Here is a 17,495-nt window from a genome sequence, read left to right on the forward strand (position 1 = left end):
CGTACATGAGTGAGTTACTCAACCGACTGGATAGCAATCCATCGCAGTTTTTCGCAAGGCAGCGCATCGAAAGCGGCATCAACCTGCCGAAACTCTTTGCCGCCATCGACGCCGATCCAGGCATCGTCGGTGCCGGCGTGGTGTATATCGATGCGGACTACAACGTGGTGACGCTGCGTGAGTTTCAACCCATTTGCAGTGTGTTGCCCAAGCGGGTGATTTTGCGTGAGGCGAAGAAGTATCTGGCGCCTGCGCAGTTCATCGAAGAGCTCAAGACCAGTCCGCGTGAGTCGCGAGTGGTTAAAGAAGCACTGAACGCAACGCTTTCCTGTACCGGGGCAGTTCTGGGATGGATCGTAGTGTTTAGCGGCACGGTTGCGGTGCCGTTCACTGCCGGCACCAGCCTGGTGCTCACTACAATGGGCGCCGCAGCTGCAGCGGCCAGTACCACCCAGTGCATTTTCGGCGGGTACAGAACTTTCAACGAAGTGGTGAACCCTGCGGATAACGACGAGCTGGACTCTTACGAGTGGTACCAGAACATGTCGTCAGCGCTGGATGCTGTGTCGTTGATGGGGGTAGGGGCCTCTGGGCTTACGACTTTCAAGTATCTTCAAGTGCGCAAAGCGGCTACCGGAAGCAGTTGGTCTGAGCTTTCCAGAAAACTGAGCCGTCAGCAGCGCAAAGCGCTGACCGATGAATTGCTTTCGCTCAAACATCCTTCGCTGACAGCCAAGCAACTACGGCTCAAACAGAGTACTGGTCAACTTCCCAAGCGCCACACACCGACCGAGTTCAAGCATGCAACCCAAACCCTGATCAAAGACTCCTTGGGTGCTGGTGCTGGGTTTGTGGGCAGCAGCAGAGTGCAAACGATCGCCGTAGGTTTGTATGAGGAGTTTGAGCAATGACGCAGCCGCTGAGTTTGAAAGTGTTTCTGGCACAGTACTTTCCAGCGTTCATCGTCGCCTTCTTTATGATGTGCTTCTCGGCTTCCTGCACCGTGGCGCTTGCCTCCAATACCTATTTCAAAGGTATTGAAGATCGAGTGTTCAAAACCTCCATGGTTCTGCTGGCGCTTTCTGTGGTGGGGTTTCTGAGCCATTTTCTGATGGTAAGGGGTCGCGCTTGGGCGGTTTGGGTCATTGTCGGCTTGTTCGTGGCTTGCCTGTTAACAGTGTTGCCCAGCTACGGATATCGGCCTCATATGTTTGTCTACAGCACCGGTCTGCTATTCCCTCTCATCGGGTTGTTGATTCTGAACAGCAAACGGCATAGGGAAATGCGTGCCTATCTGGTAGCGATGCGAAAGGAGCGTGTTAAGCAACGGGGCGAAGCTCGTGCAATCAAGGCACGTCGTTGAAGGGGGGAAGTCCCAAATGGTTCATCTTCATGACGTACCAGGGTTTCTTCGCCGTTACTTTCCGACCTTTATCTGCGCTTTTTTGTTGGCCTGCTTCTCCTGCGCGTTGACAGCGGTAGTAGTGGTCGATGGGCATTTTGCCAGTGTGACAGAGCAGGCCAACTACACCGTAGTACTCGTGATGATCGCTTCATTGGTGCTTTGTATAGGCAATATGCTTGTTGTCCGCGGGCGTCCTTGGGGTGTCTGGGTGGTTGTTGCGTTGTTGGTTGCTAATCTGCTGGCGTTGTTCGTTAGCTATGGGTCGCGCTCCAGCAATCTGCTGTTCCTGGTTATTACGGTTCTGTCGCTGGCAGGGCTTTATGTGCTCAACAGCCAACGCCAGCGAGAAATGCGCAGTCGTCTGGTGGCGATCCGCAAATCGCGTAACAAGTTGTTCAAGGCCATGCGTGCGGCCAAAGTTCGAGCTCGGAGTCGAGCCTGCCGTTGAGCAAGCGCTTGGTTAACCTATTGCTCTAGAGTCATGGATACATCAAGAAACCAAAGTGCACTGAGGTTGCTGGCTGGAGCTGCTATGAATAGGGCTTCTTTGCCCGGGTGACCCAATCTGCTTCGTCAGCTTTGGAGTACGGGTGTTAGGTTCAAGGAGACCCCATGACCGACTCAAGGATGAGTGGGCTGGGCGCCAGCCCCTCGAGGTACTTTGCGCGCCAACGTGTCGAAAGCCAAACTAATCTGCCCAAGCTGTTTGCCGCCATTGATGCCGACCCCGGTATTGTCGGGGCAGGAGTGGTCTATATCGATGCAGATTACAACATCATCATTCTGCGTGAATTTCAGCCACTGTGTAGTGTGTTGCCCAAACGGGTGATTCTTCGCGAAACCAAGAAATATCTGACACCTGCACAGTTCTTGGATCAGTTGCGGAATAATCCGCGTGAATCCCGCGTTATTGCAGAAGCATTGAGTGCTTCGGTTGCCTGTGTGAGTGCCTGGTTGGGCTGGAGTGTGGTGTTCAGCGGTACGGTAGCAGTCCCTTTTACTGCTGGCGTCAGCGCAGTGCTGGTACCAATAGGTGCGGCCGCTGCTGCTGCCAGCTCCGCCCAGTGCTTGATAGGTGTGCAGAGAGTTTTCAACGAGGTGCTGGATCCTGCCGAGAATGATCGCCTCGATTCCCTGGAATGGTACCGAAATATGTCATCGATGCTTGAGGCTGTTTCGCTACTCGGTGCAGGTGTTTCTGGAGCCACTACCATCAAGTATCTGCAACTTCGCAAAGCCACTACAGGGCGCAGCTGGAACGACTTGTCGCAACGTTTGAGTCGACAGCAACGTAAGGCGCTCACCGACGAGTTGTTGAAGCTTAAACATCCATCATTGACAGCCAAACAGCTACGGTTAAAGCAAAGCTTGGGCGAATTGCCGAAACGATACACACCTACCGAATTCAGGCATGGAACGATCAACCTGATCAAAGACTCGTTGGGTGCCACGCTCAGCGTTGCGGGCAGCAGCTACTCGAAAAGCATTGCAATTGGTTTGTATGAGGAGTTTTCGGAATGAATCCAAATCACAGCCCGGAAGGCTTCAAAGCGCGCTACTTCCCCTACTTCATGGCGGCGTTCTTCATGGTGTGCCTGTCAATTGGGTGTGCGGTGTCCTTGGCTTCGGCTACCTATTTTGCGGGCTACGCGGATCGGAGTGATTACAGTACCTTTTCCTTGCTGGTGCTTGCCGTATTGGTTTTTATTGGTCACTTCTTGATGGTCCGAGGGCGTCGCTGGGCAGTTTGGATTATTGCCTTTCTATACTGTGCGAGCTTGATTACGGTAGTATCTACTTACTCGTTTCAACCCCATCGCGGCGTGTATATGCTGGGGTTGCTGTTCCCCCTTATTGGTCTGCTCCTGCTGAACAGCACCGGCCATCGGCAAATGCGCGAGTCCCTCGCGAAGCTTCACCACGAACGCCGGCAAAAACGCCAACATCATTGACTCTGGTTAATATTTGCACAATCGCCACTCCCTAAACTGAGGCCTCTGCACCCTCAAAGGGGGACATGGCATGACCATTATCGTCACCGGCGCCGCCGGTTTTATCGGTAGCAATCTGGTTCAGGCCCTCAACCAGCGCGGAGAAACCGAGATCATCGCGGTCGATGACTTGAGCGATGGCGACAAGTTTCGCAACCTGGCTGACGGCGAAATCGCCGACTACCTGGACAAGGACGACTTTCTTCCGCGTTTCGGCCGTGGCCAGTTCGGCAAGGTACGCGCCGTGCTGCATCAGGGCGCTTGCTCCAGCACCGTCGAAGGCGACGGGCGCTTGATGATGGACAACAACTACCGCTTCAGCCGCGACCTGCTCGACGCCGCCCAGGCCCTGCAGGTGCCGCTGCTGTATGCCTCGTCGGCAGCGGTGTATGGCTCCGGACGCGACTTTCGCGAACAGCGTGAATGCGAGCGGCCATTGAATGTTTACGGCTACTCGAAATTCCTTTTCGACCAGCGCGTGCGCCGGCAACTGCCACAGGCGCGCAGCCAGATCGTCGGCCTGCGCTACTTCAACGTCTACGGCCCCCACGAACAGCACAAGGGCGCCATGGCCTCGGTCGCCTTGCACTGCTTCAACCAGTACCAGACCGACGGCAAGGTCAGCCTGTTCGGCAGCTATGGCGACTACCCGAGCGGCGGCCACCTGCGCGATTTCGTGGCGGTCGAGGATGTGGTCGAGGTCAACCTGTTCTTCCTCGACCGGCCACAGTTGAGTGGCCTGTTCAACGTCGGCAGCGGTCGTGCCCAGCCTTTCAACGATGTGGCACTGGCAGTGATCAACCACCTGCGCGAGCAGCAGGACCAGCCGCCGCTGTCGCTGGAGATGGCCCTGCTGGAAGGCATTCTTGAATACAGCGAATTCCCCGAGCACCTGCGCGGCAAGTACCAGTGCTACACCTGCGCCGACCTTGAGCGCTTGCGCAGCGTTGGCTATCAGCAGCCGACGCTGACGGTGGAGCAGGGTGTGGCGGGTTATTGCGAGTGGTTGCAGCGCCCGCATTAGCTTGCTGCTGGCGCAATGGCCTGCGAGTTACCGCCACTTCATTATGGACTCGTGTGTTTCCCGCCTTGCCATTTCGGCATGGTGAACGTTAGGCTTCCCCGGTCGCTGCAAAATCAGCGATCGGGTTTGGTCGCCCGTACAGCAAATTGCAAAAGCTCCCATCCACGAATGCTGACGGATTTTCGTCTGCACATCGTGCTATGGCGGCTGTGCGCAGGAGGCATTCGTGCCTGCCGGGTTTGCCTTTTGCCCCGGTCGACCAACCTGCGTACAGCTGTCCCCCAATTTGTTTGGTCGCAGACGGTGACAGCTCCATTGCAAAAGGAGCGTCATAATGACAAAAAAGATAGTTCCGGATCCTCCCGAATCCCTCCTTGGCAAGACTGCCGCACCCCCCTTCGGCTCCTGTGGTGCCGGACATCCACCGTTATTTGCTGTGCGTGATGGAATCGAGGCTGAAGACGCTTTGGTTCACGTTTCGCTCTTGCTGCAAGGCATCTATGACAGCGCTCAGCAGGCATGCGGCTCGGCAGCCCATCGTCCAGGAGCGTTGTTGATCATTTTTCTGGGAAATTCGGGCCATGCTTTGCCCGAGATCTCAGGTACCCAAGCAGTGTCAGCACGCTCGGCCAAAACAAAGTATTCAGCACATCATGAAGGCTCGCCTGCCAACGCCAGTAGCCCAGGCTATGCAGGTCATCCCACCCGTCGACTATCTCGCCCACGCAGGCCAGGGCTAATGCACAAGACCAGGCCAGATAGGGCCTTGGTTGCTTGCTGATGGCTGCAAGGGTGACGAACACCACCATACCGAAGTAGATATGCAGCGCGTCTTTCGAAAGCCCGGTGGCCGAGACGATAGACGGGATTATCCAGCAAGGTATGTGTGGGAGCGGGACTTGCCCGCGATCGAGCGCGCAGCGGTCGCAATTCAGACGCCACCTGAGGAGGCCGAATTCACCGGTCTCATCGCGGGGCAAGCCCGCTCCTACCGAGGCGGTGTAGGCTGTGCAAACAAAAAAGGCCCACCTTGCGGTGAGCCTCTTTTTTACTGCGTATGGTGCCGGCACCAGGAATCGAACCCGGGACCTACTGATTACAAGTCAGTTGCTCTACCATCTGAGCTATACCGGCACAGGGGCGTCATTATAGCGATCAGTTTGCGTCTGTAAACTACTTCTGCAACATTCCTCGCGATGCCCGGTTTCAGCGGCTATCGCGAGGTGTTTTGTTACCAGCCGCGGTGCATTGTGGTGGCGCTGGGTTCGGCTTTGGTGGGGTCGAATATCAGCGGTTTGTAGCGGCAATCGTGCTTTTTACAGTGCTCTCGGCAGCCGTGCTTTTTCTTGCAGCTGTAGGCCGGGCCCGTGTAGCCCTTGTCGCCGTATATCTGCATCTGCGGGATTTCCCAGCCAGACATCGGGGCGTAGTCGCCGGTGGTGCAGCCGCTCAAGTAAAACGCGCACGCCAGCAGGAGGAAGGATCTGATAATAGCCACAGGCAATTCCGTTTGGTCGAAGTGTCAGTGTTTGTGTGTGTCGAGGTAGCGCTGGATGGCGTGGTGGTCTCTGCTGAAGTCCGGCCCGGGGAAGCTCTGGGTGCCGTACATCTGCATGGGCGGCACTTGCCAGTCGGACCGGGGTGGCGGGACTTGCCAGTCGGACATGAAGGCGCAGCCGCTGAGGTAAAACGCGCACGCAAGCAGGGCGATGGATCTGATGATATCCACAGTCAATTCCGTTTATTCGAGGCGTCAGTCTTTGTTGAGGATGCGGTGGATGGTGCCGCCACAGGACTGGTAGCAGCTGTCGTAGTCGCTGCCGCACGAGTAGCTAGAGCCGCTGTTGAACGGGTAGCTGGGGTAGTAGCAGCTTTTGCGCGCTTCCTTTTTGCTCTTGCCGGCCTGGCAAAGCTGGTAGCTTCTGTAGTTGGCCTGGTACAGGGCCTGATCGCTGTTTTCCTGCAGGCGCGCCATCTGTTTGCAGTGGTTGCGCTCCATCGAGCAGGAGTTGATGCAGTTCATGCCCGCCATGCTTGGCGGTGGGGAGTATCTATAGGTGTAGCTGGGGCCGCAGCCGCCGAGCAGGCCGACGGCCAGCACTAGCGCAGCGCGCCATTTGAGTGAATTGCTCACGAGTTGCCAGTTCCTTGTTCATTCCTCGCTGAACTCCAGCAGGTCACCTGGCTGGCAGTTCAACGCGCGACAGAGCTTCTCGAGGGTTTCCATCTTGAAACCCTTGATCTTGCCGTTTTTCAGCAACGACAGGTTCGCCTCCGTAATACCGATAATCTCGGCCAGATCCTTGGAGCGGATCTTGTTCTTGGCCATGACTACATCGAGTCGAATAATTATCGGCATAGGGGCAAGCTAGACATAACAGTTGTGTTCATCGCTGATGGTTTTGGCGTCACGCATGAGGAGTGAGAAGGCGCACAGGAAGATGCCTTTCATGATCTCGTAAACCGCCTGGGATGATACACCGATCGATACGCTGAAGCTTCTCTCGCCTTTGGGCAGGTCGATGGAGAACGCCAGGCCCTGCAAGGTGCCGATCATCGGCCAGACCATCGGCAAGCCGATGCACAGCAAGCCCACCCACCAGAGCATCTTGATGTTTTGCGTCGTCCAGGTTTCGCCCCGCGACAGGCGCAGGAAGAACAAGCCGGTCAGGTACAAGGCAAAAGCCGAGAGGCTGGCGGGGATCAGTTCCAGGCCGATCACCAGGCCCAGGGCCAGGTGCGAAGGCTGGTAGTCCGGGGCCAGCAGCAGCGGCATGTTTTCACCAAAGCTTTGCAGGTAGGCGCCTTGCACCTGGGCTTTTTCGAACACCCACAATAGTACGTTGCCGCCGAACTCGACGATCCCTGTACCCCAGGCGAGTACCGCGGCGAATGCACCGATCACTCGCAGACGCGATCTCGCGTAAGCCACTGTCTTACTGTTCATGGTTTCCCTCCGTGCTAGTTGAGCGGGGTGCATTATTTGTGAAAAATTATCGTATTACAATAATTAATTGTAATTTTGGTAGGGGTGCGGCGTTTTGACACGAGGGCAGGAGAGGGGTGTCAGAGGCTGCGCGGTGGCTGAATCGCTGGCAAGCCAGCTCCCACAGAGCCGGCCTTGCCGGCGATGGGGTGCGCAGCAGCCCCAAAATGGCCGGGTAATATAATTTACGAACCTTTCTGTAACCTTTAAGGGCTTTCACCTAAATACGGACTGAAAGACGCGAAAATTAATTAGTCATTTTCTATCGATTTGACTTTAACGATGCCTTGAGCTAATTTGTTGTTCATTATGTTGAACACTAAAGCGTTTCCGCTCCTCACCTCCCGCCTGGTTTCCCGTGAACGTCACTGGACCGGCGACCTCTAGCGCCTCCCCCGACAAACAGCCTCGTTTCTCTTTTTGTCTGCAGCCGTCAGCGCGATTTCGCTCGGCTTGTGTCGCCCGTGGGAGGGCATCATGCGTTCCTGGATCTATCTGTTTATCGCCATCACCGCTGAGGTGATCGGTACCGCGTCGATGAAATTCGCCGCCAGTCATTTCCCGATTCTTGGTCACGGGTTGATGTACCTGATGATCGGCCTGTCGTACTTCTTCCTGGCACTGGCGGTAAAACGCGTGCCGGTGGGCGTGGCCTACGCCCTGTGGGAAGGCATCGGTATCGTGCTGATTACCCTGATCAGCGTCACCTGGCTGGGCGAGAGCCTGGGCCTGCTCAAGGCCGCCGGCCTGGGTGTGATGATCGCCGGTATCCTGCTGATCAAGTCGGGTACCCGCGCCGCACCTGCCCCGCGCAACATGGAGGCCCTGCCATGCTGAGCATGAACTGGATTCCCTTCGCCTGGCTGGGCCTGGCGATCGTGCTGGAAGTGATCGCCAACCTGCTGCTCAAGTATTCCGACGGTTTCAAAAAGCGCGGCCTGGGCATTGCCTCGATTCTCTGTGTGCTGGCCGCCTTTACCGCACTGGCTCAGGCTGTGCGAGATATCGAACTGTCGCTGGCTTATGCCATCTGGGGTGGCTTCGGCATCCTCGCCACCGTGGCCATGGGCTGGGCGTTGTTTGGTCAACGCCTGGTGGGCCGTGGCTGGTTGGGGCTGGCGCTGTTGCTGGTGGGCATGAGCCTGTTGAAACTGGCCTGATTCAGCCTGCTTAGCGCTATTCGCGCGAAGGCTTATGCACAAGCCGCATGCCAAGCAGGTGCGCATTGCATCGGACCAACGCCCGCCGTTGGTCTTTGCGCAAATGGCTGTTTTTGCTGGCGATTAATCGGTGAACAAAAAATGACCAGCCAGTGAAAGCGCTTGGATCCACGAATTTGCAGGGGTTCGACGCAAGGTTGCGCACAGACTTATCCACAGGCTGAGCACCTTTACTGACGTTCGGCCAACAGCATCAGGTTGCGTGGCGTGAGAGGCTGTTCACAAAACACCCCGAGCTGTACCTGATAGGACTGTTCCTGCAGGAACAGTGCGCGATCCAGCACCAGCCACAATTCCAGCGGGCGGCGGAACAGATTGCGCAGCAATTCCAGGTTGCGCACCTGGGCCAGGCGCTGCCAGCCGGCGGCTTCCAGCGCGGGCCAATCGGGCTCGGCACCTGCCTGCAACTCTTTGAGTTCAGCAAGGCCCCGGCAGTAGTCGGCGAACGGCTTGTGCAGCCAACTGACCGGTAGCGAAGGCGTTGGCAGGTACTCATCCACCCCACGCACCTGACGTTGCCACAGATCGAAACCCAGGCGCCTGGCCATGGATTGGTCACGCTGGCGGCGCACGCGCGCACCAGCGGTAACCGTTTCGCTCAGCGGCAAGCCAAGATCTTCGATCGACAACTGCAAGCCAGAAGCCTTGGCGGCTGTGGATAACGGCTGGTACTGCGGCGCCTGGATGCGGTTGTAGCAGCACGGTGCGATGGCCAGTTGGCGGCAGCCCTGCTGGCTGGCCAGTTGCATCAGGCGTACATGCAGGTCGCCACAGGCGTGCAGGGCGACTGCCGTGTGCTCGGCATTCAGTTGCAAGGCGGCGTCATTGGCCAGTACATCCTGCAGGCGGTGTTCGGCGGGCAGCTGATGATGCTGGCTGAGGGCGATACCGGCTTCGACCAGCGCCGGGTCGAATTCCAGGCAGGTCAGTTGCTGGCTGTGCGGCTGCAACAAGCGCCGGCCCAGATGGCCCTTGCCTGCGCACCAGTCCAGCCAGTGTCGCGGGTTGTGGATAAAGCCCAGATGGCTGGCGAAGGCTTCGATCTGCTGCCATTTGCGCCCCGGCACATCGACATTCAGGCGAGGGCCTGCCGCGGGCAGATCAACGCTGGATAACTCACCGATGGCAGACAGCTCTGCCGCCCGGCGCGCCAGTTGTGGAAAAGGGGCGGGGGCGTCTAGCTGCTCGGGGTGATTGTGCGCCGCCTCAGCCTCGCTCAACGAACGCTCGCGCAACCAGTGGGCAAGGGCGGGGTGCTCGGCTTCCCACGGCAGTTCCAGCTGGGTGAATGGCCGTGGCCGCCAGAGTGCCTGGTGCTCGCGTAGAAAACCATCCAGCGCCTGGAAGCGGCTGAGCAGTTGGTCACCGGAAAGAGGAAAGGCAGTGGTCATGAGCGGATACGAAAACGGGGCTGAGATCAGCCCCGTTATACAGGTTTATCGACCCTGGCAGGCGTCGACGCGCAGCCAGCGTTCCAGCTGCTTGAAGGCTTGCACCAGCAGGAAGGAAATCAGCAGGTAGAACAGGCCCGCAGCGAAGAAGATCTCTACCGGCAGGTAGGTGCGGGCGATGATGGTCCGCGCCATGCCGGTCAGCTCCAGCAGGGTGACGGTACTGGCCAGGGCGCTGGCCTTGAGCATCAGGATCACTTCGTTGCTGTAGGCCGGCAGGCCGATGCGCGCTGCGCGTGGCAGCATGATGTAGATCATCGCCTTGGCCCGGGACATGCCCAGGGCCCGCGCCGCTTCAATTTCGCCACGGGGGATGGCCTGCAGCGCGCCACGCAGGATTTCTGCGATGTAGGCGGCAGTGTGCAAGGTCATGGTCAGCACCGTGCACCAGAACGGATCGCGCAGGTACGGCCACAAGGCGCTGTTACGCACGGCATCGAACTGGGCCAGCCCGTAGTACACCAGGAACAGCTGAACCAGCAGCGGTGTGCCACGGAAGAAGAAAATGTAACCGTACGGCAGGGCGCGCACGTACCAGTGCCGCGAGGAGCGGGCGATGCCCAGTGGAATGGCAAGGATCAGGCCGGCAATGACCGCGATGGCTACCAGCTCCAGCGTCAGCGTGGCACCTTGGGCCAAGCGTGGCAGCCACTTGATGATGACTTCCCAGTTCATTGATTGGCCCTCACGAAGCCGCGAGCGGCGCGTTTTTCCATGAAGTGCATGCCGGTCATGGCAAGGACGGTCAGGCCCAGGTAGATGATGGCGGCGACCATGTAGAAGGTGAAGGGCTGCTTGCTCACGGTCACGGCGATTTGCGAGTGACGCATGATTTCTTCCAGGCCGATCACCGAGACCAGCGCGGTATCTTTCATCAGGATCATGAACAGGTTGCCCAGCCCCGGCAGCGCGATCCGCCACATTTGCGGCAGGATTAGCTTGGAGAAGATCCGCCCTTTGGACAGGCCGAGGGCCAGGCCGGCTTCACGGTGACCCTTGGGAATGGCCAGGATCGCACCACGGAACACTTCCGTGGCATAGGCGCCGAAGCACAGGCCCAGGGCAATGACACCTGCGGCGAAGGCATTGAGCTCCAGGCCAGGAATATTCAGAAGTTCGCCAAGCCGGTTCATCAGGCTGACGGTGCCGAAGTAAATCAACAACACCCAGAGCAGTTCGGGCACGCCGCGAACCAGCGTGGAGTAGAAGCCACCCAGCCATTGCAGGGGTTTGTACGGCGAGGTCTTGGCCAGGGCACCAAGCAGTCCCAGTACCAGCCCCAGAAACAGGGCCGACAACGCGAGTTTGACGGTCATCAGCGTCCCGGCCAACAAGGCCGGACCGAATCCGTAGAGATCAATATTCATGGGCAGGTTTGTTCAAGGGACCGGCATCGCCTCCAGGGCAATGCCGGTCGGGGCGAATCAATAGATGCTGAACGGGAAGTATTTGTTGTTGATCTTCTCGTAGGTGCCGTCGGCAACAATTTCCTTCAGAGCGGCGTTCAGCTTGTTGCGCAGTTCATTGTCACCTTTGCGCACGGCGATACCGACCTTGTCGCTTTCGTTCACCGGCTCGCCTTTGAACTCGTAGTTTTTACCGGCGTCGGACTTGAGCCAGTCGTAGTTGGCGTATTTGTCAGCCAGCAGGGCATCGACGCGGCCAGAAGTCAGGTCCAGGTAGGCGTTTTCCTGGGTGTCGTACAGGCTGACTTTGAACTTGCCGTCCATGCCGCCGTGATCGTCCAGCCAGATGGCGGCCTGGGTTGCGCGCTGGGTGCCCAGTGTCTTGCCTGCGAGCGAAGCATCATCGGTCTTGAAGTCGACGTTCTTCGGGGCAATGAACTGCTGCTTGTTCGAGTAGTACGGGTCGGTGAAGTCCACGGCCTGCTTGCGCTCGTCGGTAATCGACAGGGACGAGACGATGAAGTCGGACTTCTTCGCGTTCAGGGCTGGAATGATACCGTCCCAGTCGGAGACCACGACTTCACACTCGACCTTCATCTTGGCGCACAGGGCGTCGCCGATGTCTTTGTCGAAGCCGACCACCTGGCCGCTGGCATCCTTGTTGTTGAACGGCGGGTAGGCCGCCTCGATGCCCATTTTCAGTTTCTCGGCAGCCATGGCATTGGCCGAGAACACCAGCGTGGCGGCAGCGGCCAGGAGGAATTTCTTATAGGTCTGCATGCGTGTTGCTCCGTTAGCGGTTGCTGGACATGAATTGTTTACAACGCGCCGAGGTCGGGTTTTCGAAAACCTGCTGCGGCGTTCCTTGCTCTTCGACCAGCCCCTGGTGCAGGAAGACGACTTCGCTGGACACCTGGCGGGCAAAGCCCATTTCGTGGGTAACCAGTAGCATGGTACGGCCTTCTTCGGCGAGGGCACGGATAACGTTGAGCACTTCCTGGACCATTTCCGGGTCCAGGGCCGAAGTCGGCTCATCGAACAGAATGACTTTGGGCTTCATTGCCAGGGTGCGGGCGATGGCCGCACGCTGTTGCTGACCACCGGACAGTTCGGCCGGGTAGCTGTGACGCTTGTTGTGGATACCGACCTTGTTCAGCAGCGCTTCGGCATGCTCGATGGCCTCGGCCTTGCTCTGGCCCAGCACCCGGCGCGGCGCCTCGATGATGTTGTCGAGGATGCTCATGTGCGGCCACAGGTTGAAATTCTGGAAGACGAAGCCGATCTCGCTGCGCAGGCGATTGATCTGCTTGTTGTCGGCGGCGACCAGTTCGCCGTTTTTTGCCGCCTTGAGCCTGAGCTCTTCGCCAGCCACCAGAATCTGGCCCTGGTGCGGGTTTTCCAGCAGGTTGATGCAGCGCAGCAGAGTGGACTTGCCGGAGCCGGAGGATCCCAGGATCGAGATCACGTCGCCATCACGCGCGGTCAGCGAAATTCCCTTGAGGATTTCCTGGTCGCCGTAGCGTTTGTGCAGGTTGCGGATTTCCAGCGCGGGCGTGGCCTCAGCCATGTGCGGTCCTCATGTGTTCTGGTGCGCTCCTGCTGTTAGCGGCCTTCCTGGCGAGGCGCCAAGCTAGCATAGCGGTCCGAAGACAGCCAATAACGTCGGGAGAGGCAATCGGTTGGTGGGAGGGCGGGTGTCGCATCGCTGCAGTGGACTGTCGCGCAGATGTCCGCCTACCCTCGTTTCCAGGGCCGGAGCCTTGATGAAAAAAGGCGCGATGGTGCCAGTTTTGGCCGTTTCTGGGAAGTCGTTTCTGACCTTGTGCACAGGTTCGGGCCTTTATTTACGGCTTTGGTTGTACCTCGGGGTTGTACCTTTGTGTTCGTAGGAAGTGCATGAGGTGTTACCGGTGACGGATTGTGGTGCACCTAGGGTATTTGTAAGTGGGTATTTCAGTAATTGGCCAATTCCGCCGGTTTTTCAGGGGCTTTCGGTCAAGTCTTGGCCGAAAGACCTGTAAGCCTTGTTAAACGGGGCTGTGAGAATTTTCGAACGAACGGTCATCAGCCTGGCGCGGTAATTGCGTTATCGATCGGCAACAGGATGTAGCACTCTTTTTGAAGAGTGCGACTCGAGTAGCAGGATCAAAACGCCATTTCTCGCAAAGGTAGTTTTATGAGCGGTACGCACAATTCCAACGACCTCGCTCAGGGGCTCAAACAGCGGCATGTGACCATGCTGTCGATTGCCGGTGTCATCGGCGCCGGCCTGTTCGTCGGCTCCGGCCACGCCATCGCCGAAGCCGGCCCTGCGGTGTTGCTGGCCTACGCCGCGGCCGGAACCCTGGTGGTGCTGGTGATGCGCATGCTGGCCGAGATGGCCGTCGCCTCGCCGGATACCGGTTCGTTTTCGACGTACGCCGACAAAGCCATCGGCCACTGGGCCGGCTTTACCATCGGCTGGCTGTACTGGTGGTTCTGGGTGCTGGTGATTCCGCTTGAGGCCAACGCCGCGGCGACCATCCTGCATGCCTGGTTTCCCGATATCGGCATCTGGGTATTTACCCTGGTGATCACCTTGCTGCTGACTGCGACCAACCTGTTCAGTGTGAAGAACTACGGTGAATTCGAGTTCTGGTTCGCATTGCTCAAGGTGGTGGCGATCATCGGCTTCATCATCCTTGGTGTTGCCGCGATCTTCGGCCTGCTGCCCAACAGCCAGGTCAGCGGCGTCAGCCACCTGTTCGACACCCAGGGCTTCATGCCCAACGGCATGGGCGCGGTGCTGGCGGCAATGCTCACCACCATGTTCTCGTTCATGGGTACCGAGATCGTCACCATCGCTGCCGCCGAGTCGAAAGACCCGGGCAAGCAGATCACCAAGGCCACCAACTCGGTGATCTGGCGGATCTTCCTGTTCTACCTCGTGTCGATCTTCGTGGTCGTGGCCCTGGTGCCGTGGACCAACAGTGACCTGGCCGAAGTCGGCTCGTACCAGACCGTGCTCAACCTGATGGGCATCCCCAACGCCAAGCTGATCGTCGACATCGTCGTGCTGATCGCCGTGACCAGTTGCCTGAACTCGGCGCTGTACACCTCCTCGCGGATGCTCTTCTCCCTGAGCAAGCGTGGCGATGCGCCGGCCATGGCCCAGCGCACCACCTCCAGCGGGACCCCGTATGTGGCGGTGGTGCTGTCGACTGCGGCGGCGTTCCTCACCGTGATCGCCAACTACCTGGCGCCTGCCCAGGTGTTCGAGTTCCTGCTGGCCAGCTCCGGCGCCATCGCCTTGCTGGTGTACCTGGTGATTGCCGTGTCGCAACTGCGCATGCGCCGTCAGCGTATGCAGCGCGGTGAGAAGATCGCCTTCAAGATGTGGCTGTTCCCGGGGCTGACCTGGGCGACGATCGCTTTCATTGTCGGCATTCTGACGGTGATGCTGATCCGTCCGGATCATCGTATCGAGATCGTCGCGACCGGCTTGTTGTCGATTGCCGTGGTCGCCGCCGGGCTGCTGGTGGCGCGCAAGCGCAAGACCGAGGCGGCCGGGCGGGCGGTGCTGAACAACTGATGTGATGCGGGTGCAATGACAAAGGCCGCGATCTGTGAGGATCGCGGCCTTTTTTGTTCAAGCAGGAAGTGGTGTGGTGTTCTGGTTGGCCCCATCGCTGGCAAGCCAGCTCTCACAGGGACTGTGGTGGGAGCCGGTCTTGCCGGCGATGGGCTGCAGCGCAGCCCCATCCGGCTATCGCCATTGAGGGGATCAGGAGCCAGGCAAGCTGTCAGCCGAACTTCTTCTGCTGTTTGGACACCGCTTCGGAAGCTGCAATGTAGGCTTCCTGGAACTCGTCGCTCTCGAGCCAGGCCATGGAAGTGGCCTCGTCGGCGCCGTCCAGCCATTTGCGGTAGGCACTGAAGACCATGACGATGTAGTCGGTGGCGTGTTCTTCCTTGTGGCCCTTGAGCACCAGGGTCAGCAGCGGGTCGACCAGGAACACCGAGATCAGCGCGACCAGGCCGGTGTCCTGGGCTTGCTTCATTTTTTCGAACAAGGCGGTATAGCTGCCCGATTCCATCGCCTTGTTGAATACCTGCTCGACGCTGGCGCTGGAGCTTTCGCCCGAGCTCTTGACCGCCTGGCCGCTACGCACCATGCGGTTCTCGCGAGCCTTGCTGGCGGCGCGCTTGGCGCGTTTCTGTTGTTTGCTGCTGGAGGCCATCGGTGAACCCTTGTGCTGAGCCGGATAAATTCTGCGTATTGAATCGCAGTTGGCCGGGAAACCCAAGTGCCGCCGACGGCCTGGAGCACGCTCAGGCCGGTTGGGCCAGCTCGCCGCGGTCTTCCTCTTCCAGCACGCGCGCGGCGCGGTCTACCAGCAGCGGGTCAGGCTGGTGGGCGACGCTCAGGTCCTTGCCGGGGTAGTCCAGCGAGTGCAGGAAGTGGCGGATGCAGTTGATCCGCGCGCGCTTCTTGTCGTCGGACTTGATTACCGTCCACGGGGCATCGGCGGTGTCGGTGTGGAAGAACATCGCCTCCTTGGCGGCGGTATATTCGTCCCACTTGTCCAGCGACTTGATGTCGATCGGCGACAGCTTCCAGTGCTTGAGCGGGTCGTCGCGACGGGAGATGAAACGGCGCAACTGCTCTTCGCGGTTCACCGAGAACCAGTACTTGAACAGCAGGATGCCGCTGTTGCACAACATGCGCTCGAGCTCCGGCGCCTGGCGCATGAACTCCAGGTATTGCAGCGGCGAGCAGAAGTCCATGACCCGCTCGACCCCGGCGCGGTTGTACCAGGAGCGGTCGAAGAAGACCATTTCACCGGCCGTGGGCAGGTGCTGGACATAGCGCTGGAAGTACCACTGGCCTTTCTCCTGCTCGGAAGGCTTCTCCAGGGCGACGATTCGCGCGCCGCGCGGGTTCAGGTGCTCCATGAAGCGCTTGATGGTGCCGCCCTTGCCGGCGGCGTCACGGCCCTCGAACAGCACGACGATGCGCTGGCCGGTTTCCTTGACCCAGCTTTGCACCTTGAGCAACTCGATCTGCAGTTCATGCTTGGCCTTTTCGTACTCGGCGCGGCGCATGCGGTTGCGGTACGGATAGCTGGCCGGCAGCTTGGCCGAGGCGCTGTCTTCGTTGGAGCCACGTGGCGCCGAGGCGACTTTCAAAGCGGCTGGTTGTTGGCTGATGGCGCTGATTTCGGCTTCGGCAGCGGCGCTTGCTGCAGGCTTGCGTGGGGTACGTGGACGGCGTGGGCGGGTGCTGGCAACTTTGCGTGCCGGGCTTGGGCTGGTGCTCGCAGATGTTTCAGCGGTAGGTGAGGGCAGGGGCAGGGCAGTGGATTCTTCGCTCATGGGGAGGCCTGTTGGTTCCTTCTAATATCCTCAGAGCATTTTATCGGGGCAGGCCAGGGGCATATTGACGGTGGTCAACAGCCCTTGGCATAGCGCCATCAGTACCAGTATTTCGGGTAGCTGTTGGCCTGGCGCGCATTGTTCAGGCACCAGGCCACGGCGACGATCACCAGCGAGCCTGCAAGCACCGGGGTCACCACGAAGCTCAGTGGTGCATGGCTGGCGATCACTACCAGCGGGTTGGCCCCGGCTGGCGCGTGCAGGGTGCGGGTCTGCTGCATGGCGGCCAGCGCCAGGCCGACGGCCAGGGCTGCGCTCCACCAGCTGTCGCCGAGGGTATGCAGCACTGCCAGGCCCACCAGGGTGGCAATCACGTGCCCGCCGATGATGTTGCGCGGCTGCGCCAGCGGCGAGTCGGGCATGCCGAAGGCCAGCACGCAGCTGGCGCCAAACGGCGCCATCAACCACAAGGCACCGGACACCTGGCTGAGCCAGCCGGTGGCGCCGATCGCCAGGGCCGCGCCAATCAGTGACAACAGGCTGAAGTGCAGGGAGGGGGCGGCGGGCGCCTTGGATTTGAACGGCATGGGCACAGTCTCCAGGTGGGCAATTTGCGCCGAGGATACCGATCGGTTTACCTGCAAGTCAACCGATCGG

Annotated in this window: 23 protein-coding genes and 1 tRNA gene; 9 read left to right on the plus strand and 15 right to left on the minus strand. The window is 59.0% G+C overall.

What is annotated here, in order from left to right; translation table 11 throughout:
* The first annotated feature begins 5 nt into the window (after positions 1 to 5).
* The 6 genes from CCOS864_RS02300 to rfaD all read left to right on the plus strand — a co-directional run bounded on the left by CCOS864_RS02300 (position 6) and on the right by rfaD (position 4,420).
* Positions 6 to 911 carry an Ssp4 family T6SS effector gene (locus CCOS864_RS02300; protein WP_115084895.1) on the plus strand — a complete coding sequence of 302 codons (906 nt, stop codon included), beginning with the start codon at positions 6 to 8 and terminating at the stop codon, positions 909 to 911.
* On the plus strand, positions 908 to 1,363 hold the full coding sequence (locus tag CCOS864_RS02305) for a hypothetical protein (protein WP_115084896.1): 456 nt from the start codon (positions 908 to 910) through the stop codon (positions 1,361 to 1,363). The genes CCOS864_RS02300 and CCOS864_RS02305 overlap by 4 nt, the downstream gene beginning before the upstream one ends.
* 16 nt (positions 1,364 to 1,379) lie before the next feature.
* Positions 1,380 to 1,853 carry a hypothetical protein gene (locus CCOS864_RS02310; protein ID WP_115084897.1) on the plus strand — a complete coding sequence of 158 codons (474 nt, stop codon included), beginning with the start codon at positions 1,380 to 1,382 and terminating at the stop codon, positions 1,851 to 1,853.
* Between the two features lie 164 nt (positions 1,854 to 2,017).
* Positions 2,018 to 2,926, plus strand: a complete 909-nt coding sequence (locus tag CCOS864_RS02315) for an Ssp4 family T6SS effector (RefSeq protein ID WP_115084898.1) — start codon at positions 2,018 to 2,020, stop codon at positions 2,924 to 2,926.
* Entirely contained in the window at positions 2,923 to 3,357 is a 435-nt protein-coding gene (locus tag CCOS864_RS02320; RefSeq protein ID WP_115084899.1) for a hypothetical protein, read from the plus strand. The genes CCOS864_RS02315 and CCOS864_RS02320 overlap by 4 nt, the downstream gene beginning before the upstream one ends.
* A gap of 70 nt (positions 3,358 to 3,427) precedes the next feature.
* The gene (gene rfaD / locus CCOS864_RS02325; protein WP_115084900.1) at positions 3,428 to 4,420 is read left to right on the plus strand and encodes an ADP-glyceromanno-heptose 6-epimerase; all 993 of its coding nucleotides are present in this window, start codon (positions 3,428 to 3,430) and stop codon (positions 4,418 to 4,420) included.
* A 557-nt stretch (positions 4,421 to 4,977) separates the two neighbouring features.
* Here the strand turns inward: rfaD and CCOS864_RS02330 are convergent.
* The 7 genes from CCOS864_RS02330 to CCOS864_RS02360 all read right to left on the minus strand — a co-directional run bounded on the left by CCOS864_RS02330 (position 4,978) and on the right by CCOS864_RS02360 (position 7,367).
* Positions 4,978 to 5,400 carry a hypothetical protein gene (locus CCOS864_RS02330; RefSeq protein ID WP_244211874.1) on the minus strand — a complete coding sequence of 141 codons (423 nt, stop codon included), beginning with the start codon at positions 5,398 to 5,400 and terminating at the stop codon, positions 4,978 to 4,980.
* Positions 5,401 to 5,478: 78 nt separating this feature from the next.
* A tRNA-Thr gene (locus CCOS864_RS02335) sits at positions 5,479 to 5,554 on the minus strand.
* 97 nt (positions 5,555 to 5,651) lie between these two features.
* Positions 5,652 to 5,918 (minus strand): hypothetical protein, encoded by a 267-nt coding sequence (locus CCOS864_RS02340; protein WP_115084901.1) that lies wholly within the window; start codon positions 5,916 to 5,918, stop codon positions 5,652 to 5,654.
* Positions 5,919 to 5,942: 24 nt separating this feature from the next.
* Entirely contained in the window at positions 5,943 to 6,149 is a 207-nt protein-coding gene (locus tag CCOS864_RS02345) for a hypothetical protein (protein ID WP_115084902.1), read from the minus strand.
* A 24-nt stretch (positions 6,150 to 6,173) separates the two neighbouring features.
* Complete coding sequence (locus CCOS864_RS02350; protein ID WP_115084903.1) at positions 6,174 to 6,554, minus strand: hypothetical protein; 381 nt, start codon at positions 6,552 to 6,554, stop codon at positions 6,174 to 6,176.
* An 18-nt stretch (positions 6,555 to 6,572) separates the two neighbouring features.
* Positions 6,573 to 6,779, minus strand: coding sequence for a helix-turn-helix domain-containing protein (locus tag CCOS864_RS02355; protein ID WP_010221299.1), 207 nt, complete (start codon positions 6,777 to 6,779; stop codon positions 6,573 to 6,575).
* 9 nt (positions 6,780 to 6,788) lie between these two features.
* Positions 6,789 to 7,367 carry a hypothetical protein gene (locus CCOS864_RS02360; RefSeq protein ID WP_010221300.1) on the minus strand — a complete coding sequence of 193 codons (579 nt, stop codon included), beginning with the start codon at positions 7,365 to 7,367 and terminating at the stop codon, positions 6,789 to 6,791.
* Positions 7,368 to 7,883: 516 nt separating this feature from the next.
* On the opposite strand from CCOS864_RS02360, the gene CCOS864_RS02365 reads away from it, so the two are divergent.
* Entirely contained in the window at positions 7,884 to 8,243 is a 360-nt protein-coding gene (locus CCOS864_RS02365; RefSeq protein WP_038998273.1) for a multidrug/spermidine efflux SMR transporter subunit MdtJ, read from the plus strand.
* Positions 8,237 to 8,566 (plus strand): multidrug/spermidine efflux SMR transporter subunit MdtI, encoded by a 330-nt coding sequence (gene mdtI / locus CCOS864_RS02370; protein WP_038998274.1) that lies wholly within the window; start codon positions 8,237 to 8,239, stop codon positions 8,564 to 8,566. The genes CCOS864_RS02365 and mdtI overlap by 7 nt, the downstream gene beginning before the upstream one ends.
* A 230-nt stretch (positions 8,567 to 8,796) precedes the next feature.
* Here mdtI and CCOS864_RS02375 read toward each other — a convergent pair whose 3' ends face one another.
* From CCOS864_RS02375 to CCOS864_RS02395, 5 genes are read right to left on the minus strand one after another with little or no spacing between them, the layout of a single operon-like run.
* Positions 8,797 to 10,017, minus strand: coding sequence for a methyltransferase (locus tag CCOS864_RS02375; protein WP_115084904.1), 1,221 nt, complete (start codon positions 10,015 to 10,017; stop codon positions 8,797 to 8,799).
* A 45-nt stretch (positions 10,018 to 10,062) separates the two neighbouring features.
* Positions 10,063 to 10,752, minus strand: coding sequence for an ABC transporter permease (locus CCOS864_RS02380; protein ID WP_115084905.1), 690 nt, complete (start codon positions 10,750 to 10,752; stop codon positions 10,063 to 10,065).
* Positions 10,749 to 11,444, minus strand: coding sequence for an ABC transporter permease (locus CCOS864_RS02385; RefSeq protein ID WP_038998279.1), 696 nt, complete (start codon positions 11,442 to 11,444; stop codon positions 10,749 to 10,751). The genes CCOS864_RS02380 and CCOS864_RS02385 overlap by 4 nt, the downstream gene beginning before the upstream one ends.
* A 57-nt stretch (positions 11,445 to 11,501) precedes the next feature.
* Positions 11,502 to 12,263: an ABC transporter substrate-binding protein gene (locus CCOS864_RS02390; RefSeq protein ID WP_038998280.1), complete on the minus strand. Its 762-nt coding sequence runs from the start codon at positions 12,261 to 12,263 to the stop codon at positions 11,502 to 11,504.
* A gap of 13 nt (positions 12,264 to 12,276) precedes the next feature.
* Positions 12,277 to 13,050: an ABC transporter ATP-binding protein gene (locus tag CCOS864_RS02395; protein WP_038998282.1), complete on the minus strand. Its 774-nt coding sequence runs from the start codon at positions 13,048 to 13,050 to the stop codon at positions 12,277 to 12,279.
* A 609-nt stretch (positions 13,051 to 13,659) separates the two neighbouring features.
* Here CCOS864_RS02395 and gabP point away from each other — a divergent pair.
* Positions 13,660 to 15,054 (plus strand): GABA permease, encoded by a 1,395-nt coding sequence (gene gabP, locus CCOS864_RS02400; RefSeq protein WP_115084906.1) that lies wholly within the window; start codon positions 13,660 to 13,662, stop codon positions 15,052 to 15,054.
* A gap of 211 nt (positions 15,055 to 15,265) precedes the next feature.
* Here the strand turns inward: gabP and CCOS864_RS02405 are convergent, their stop codons facing one another.
* From CCOS864_RS02405 to CCOS864_RS02415, 3 genes are all read right to left on the minus strand, one after another.
* Positions 15,266 to 15,703, minus strand: a complete 438-nt coding sequence (locus CCOS864_RS02405) for a hypothetical protein (RefSeq protein ID WP_038998284.1) — start codon at positions 15,701 to 15,703, stop codon at positions 15,266 to 15,268.
* Positions 15,704 to 15,794: 91 nt separating this feature from the next.
* Positions 15,795 to 16,838 carry a polyphosphate kinase 2 gene (gene ppk2, locus CCOS864_RS02410; RefSeq protein WP_038998286.1) on the minus strand — a complete coding sequence of 348 codons (1,044 nt, stop codon included), beginning with the start codon at positions 16,836 to 16,838 and terminating at the stop codon, positions 15,795 to 15,797.
* A gap of 98 nt (positions 16,839 to 16,936) precedes the next feature.
* Positions 16,937 to 17,425: an HPP family protein gene (locus CCOS864_RS02415; RefSeq protein WP_038998287.1), complete on the minus strand. Its 489-nt coding sequence runs from the start codon at positions 17,423 to 17,425 to the stop codon at positions 16,937 to 16,939.
* Between the last annotated feature and the right edge of the window lie 70 nt (positions 17,426 to 17,495).

This window comes from Pseudomonas wadenswilerensis (assembly GCF_900497695.1).
In the GTDB taxonomy this organism is placed as follows: domain Bacteria; phylum Pseudomonadota; class Gammaproteobacteria; order Pseudomonadales; family Pseudomonadaceae; genus Aquipseudomonas; species Aquipseudomonas wadenswilerensis.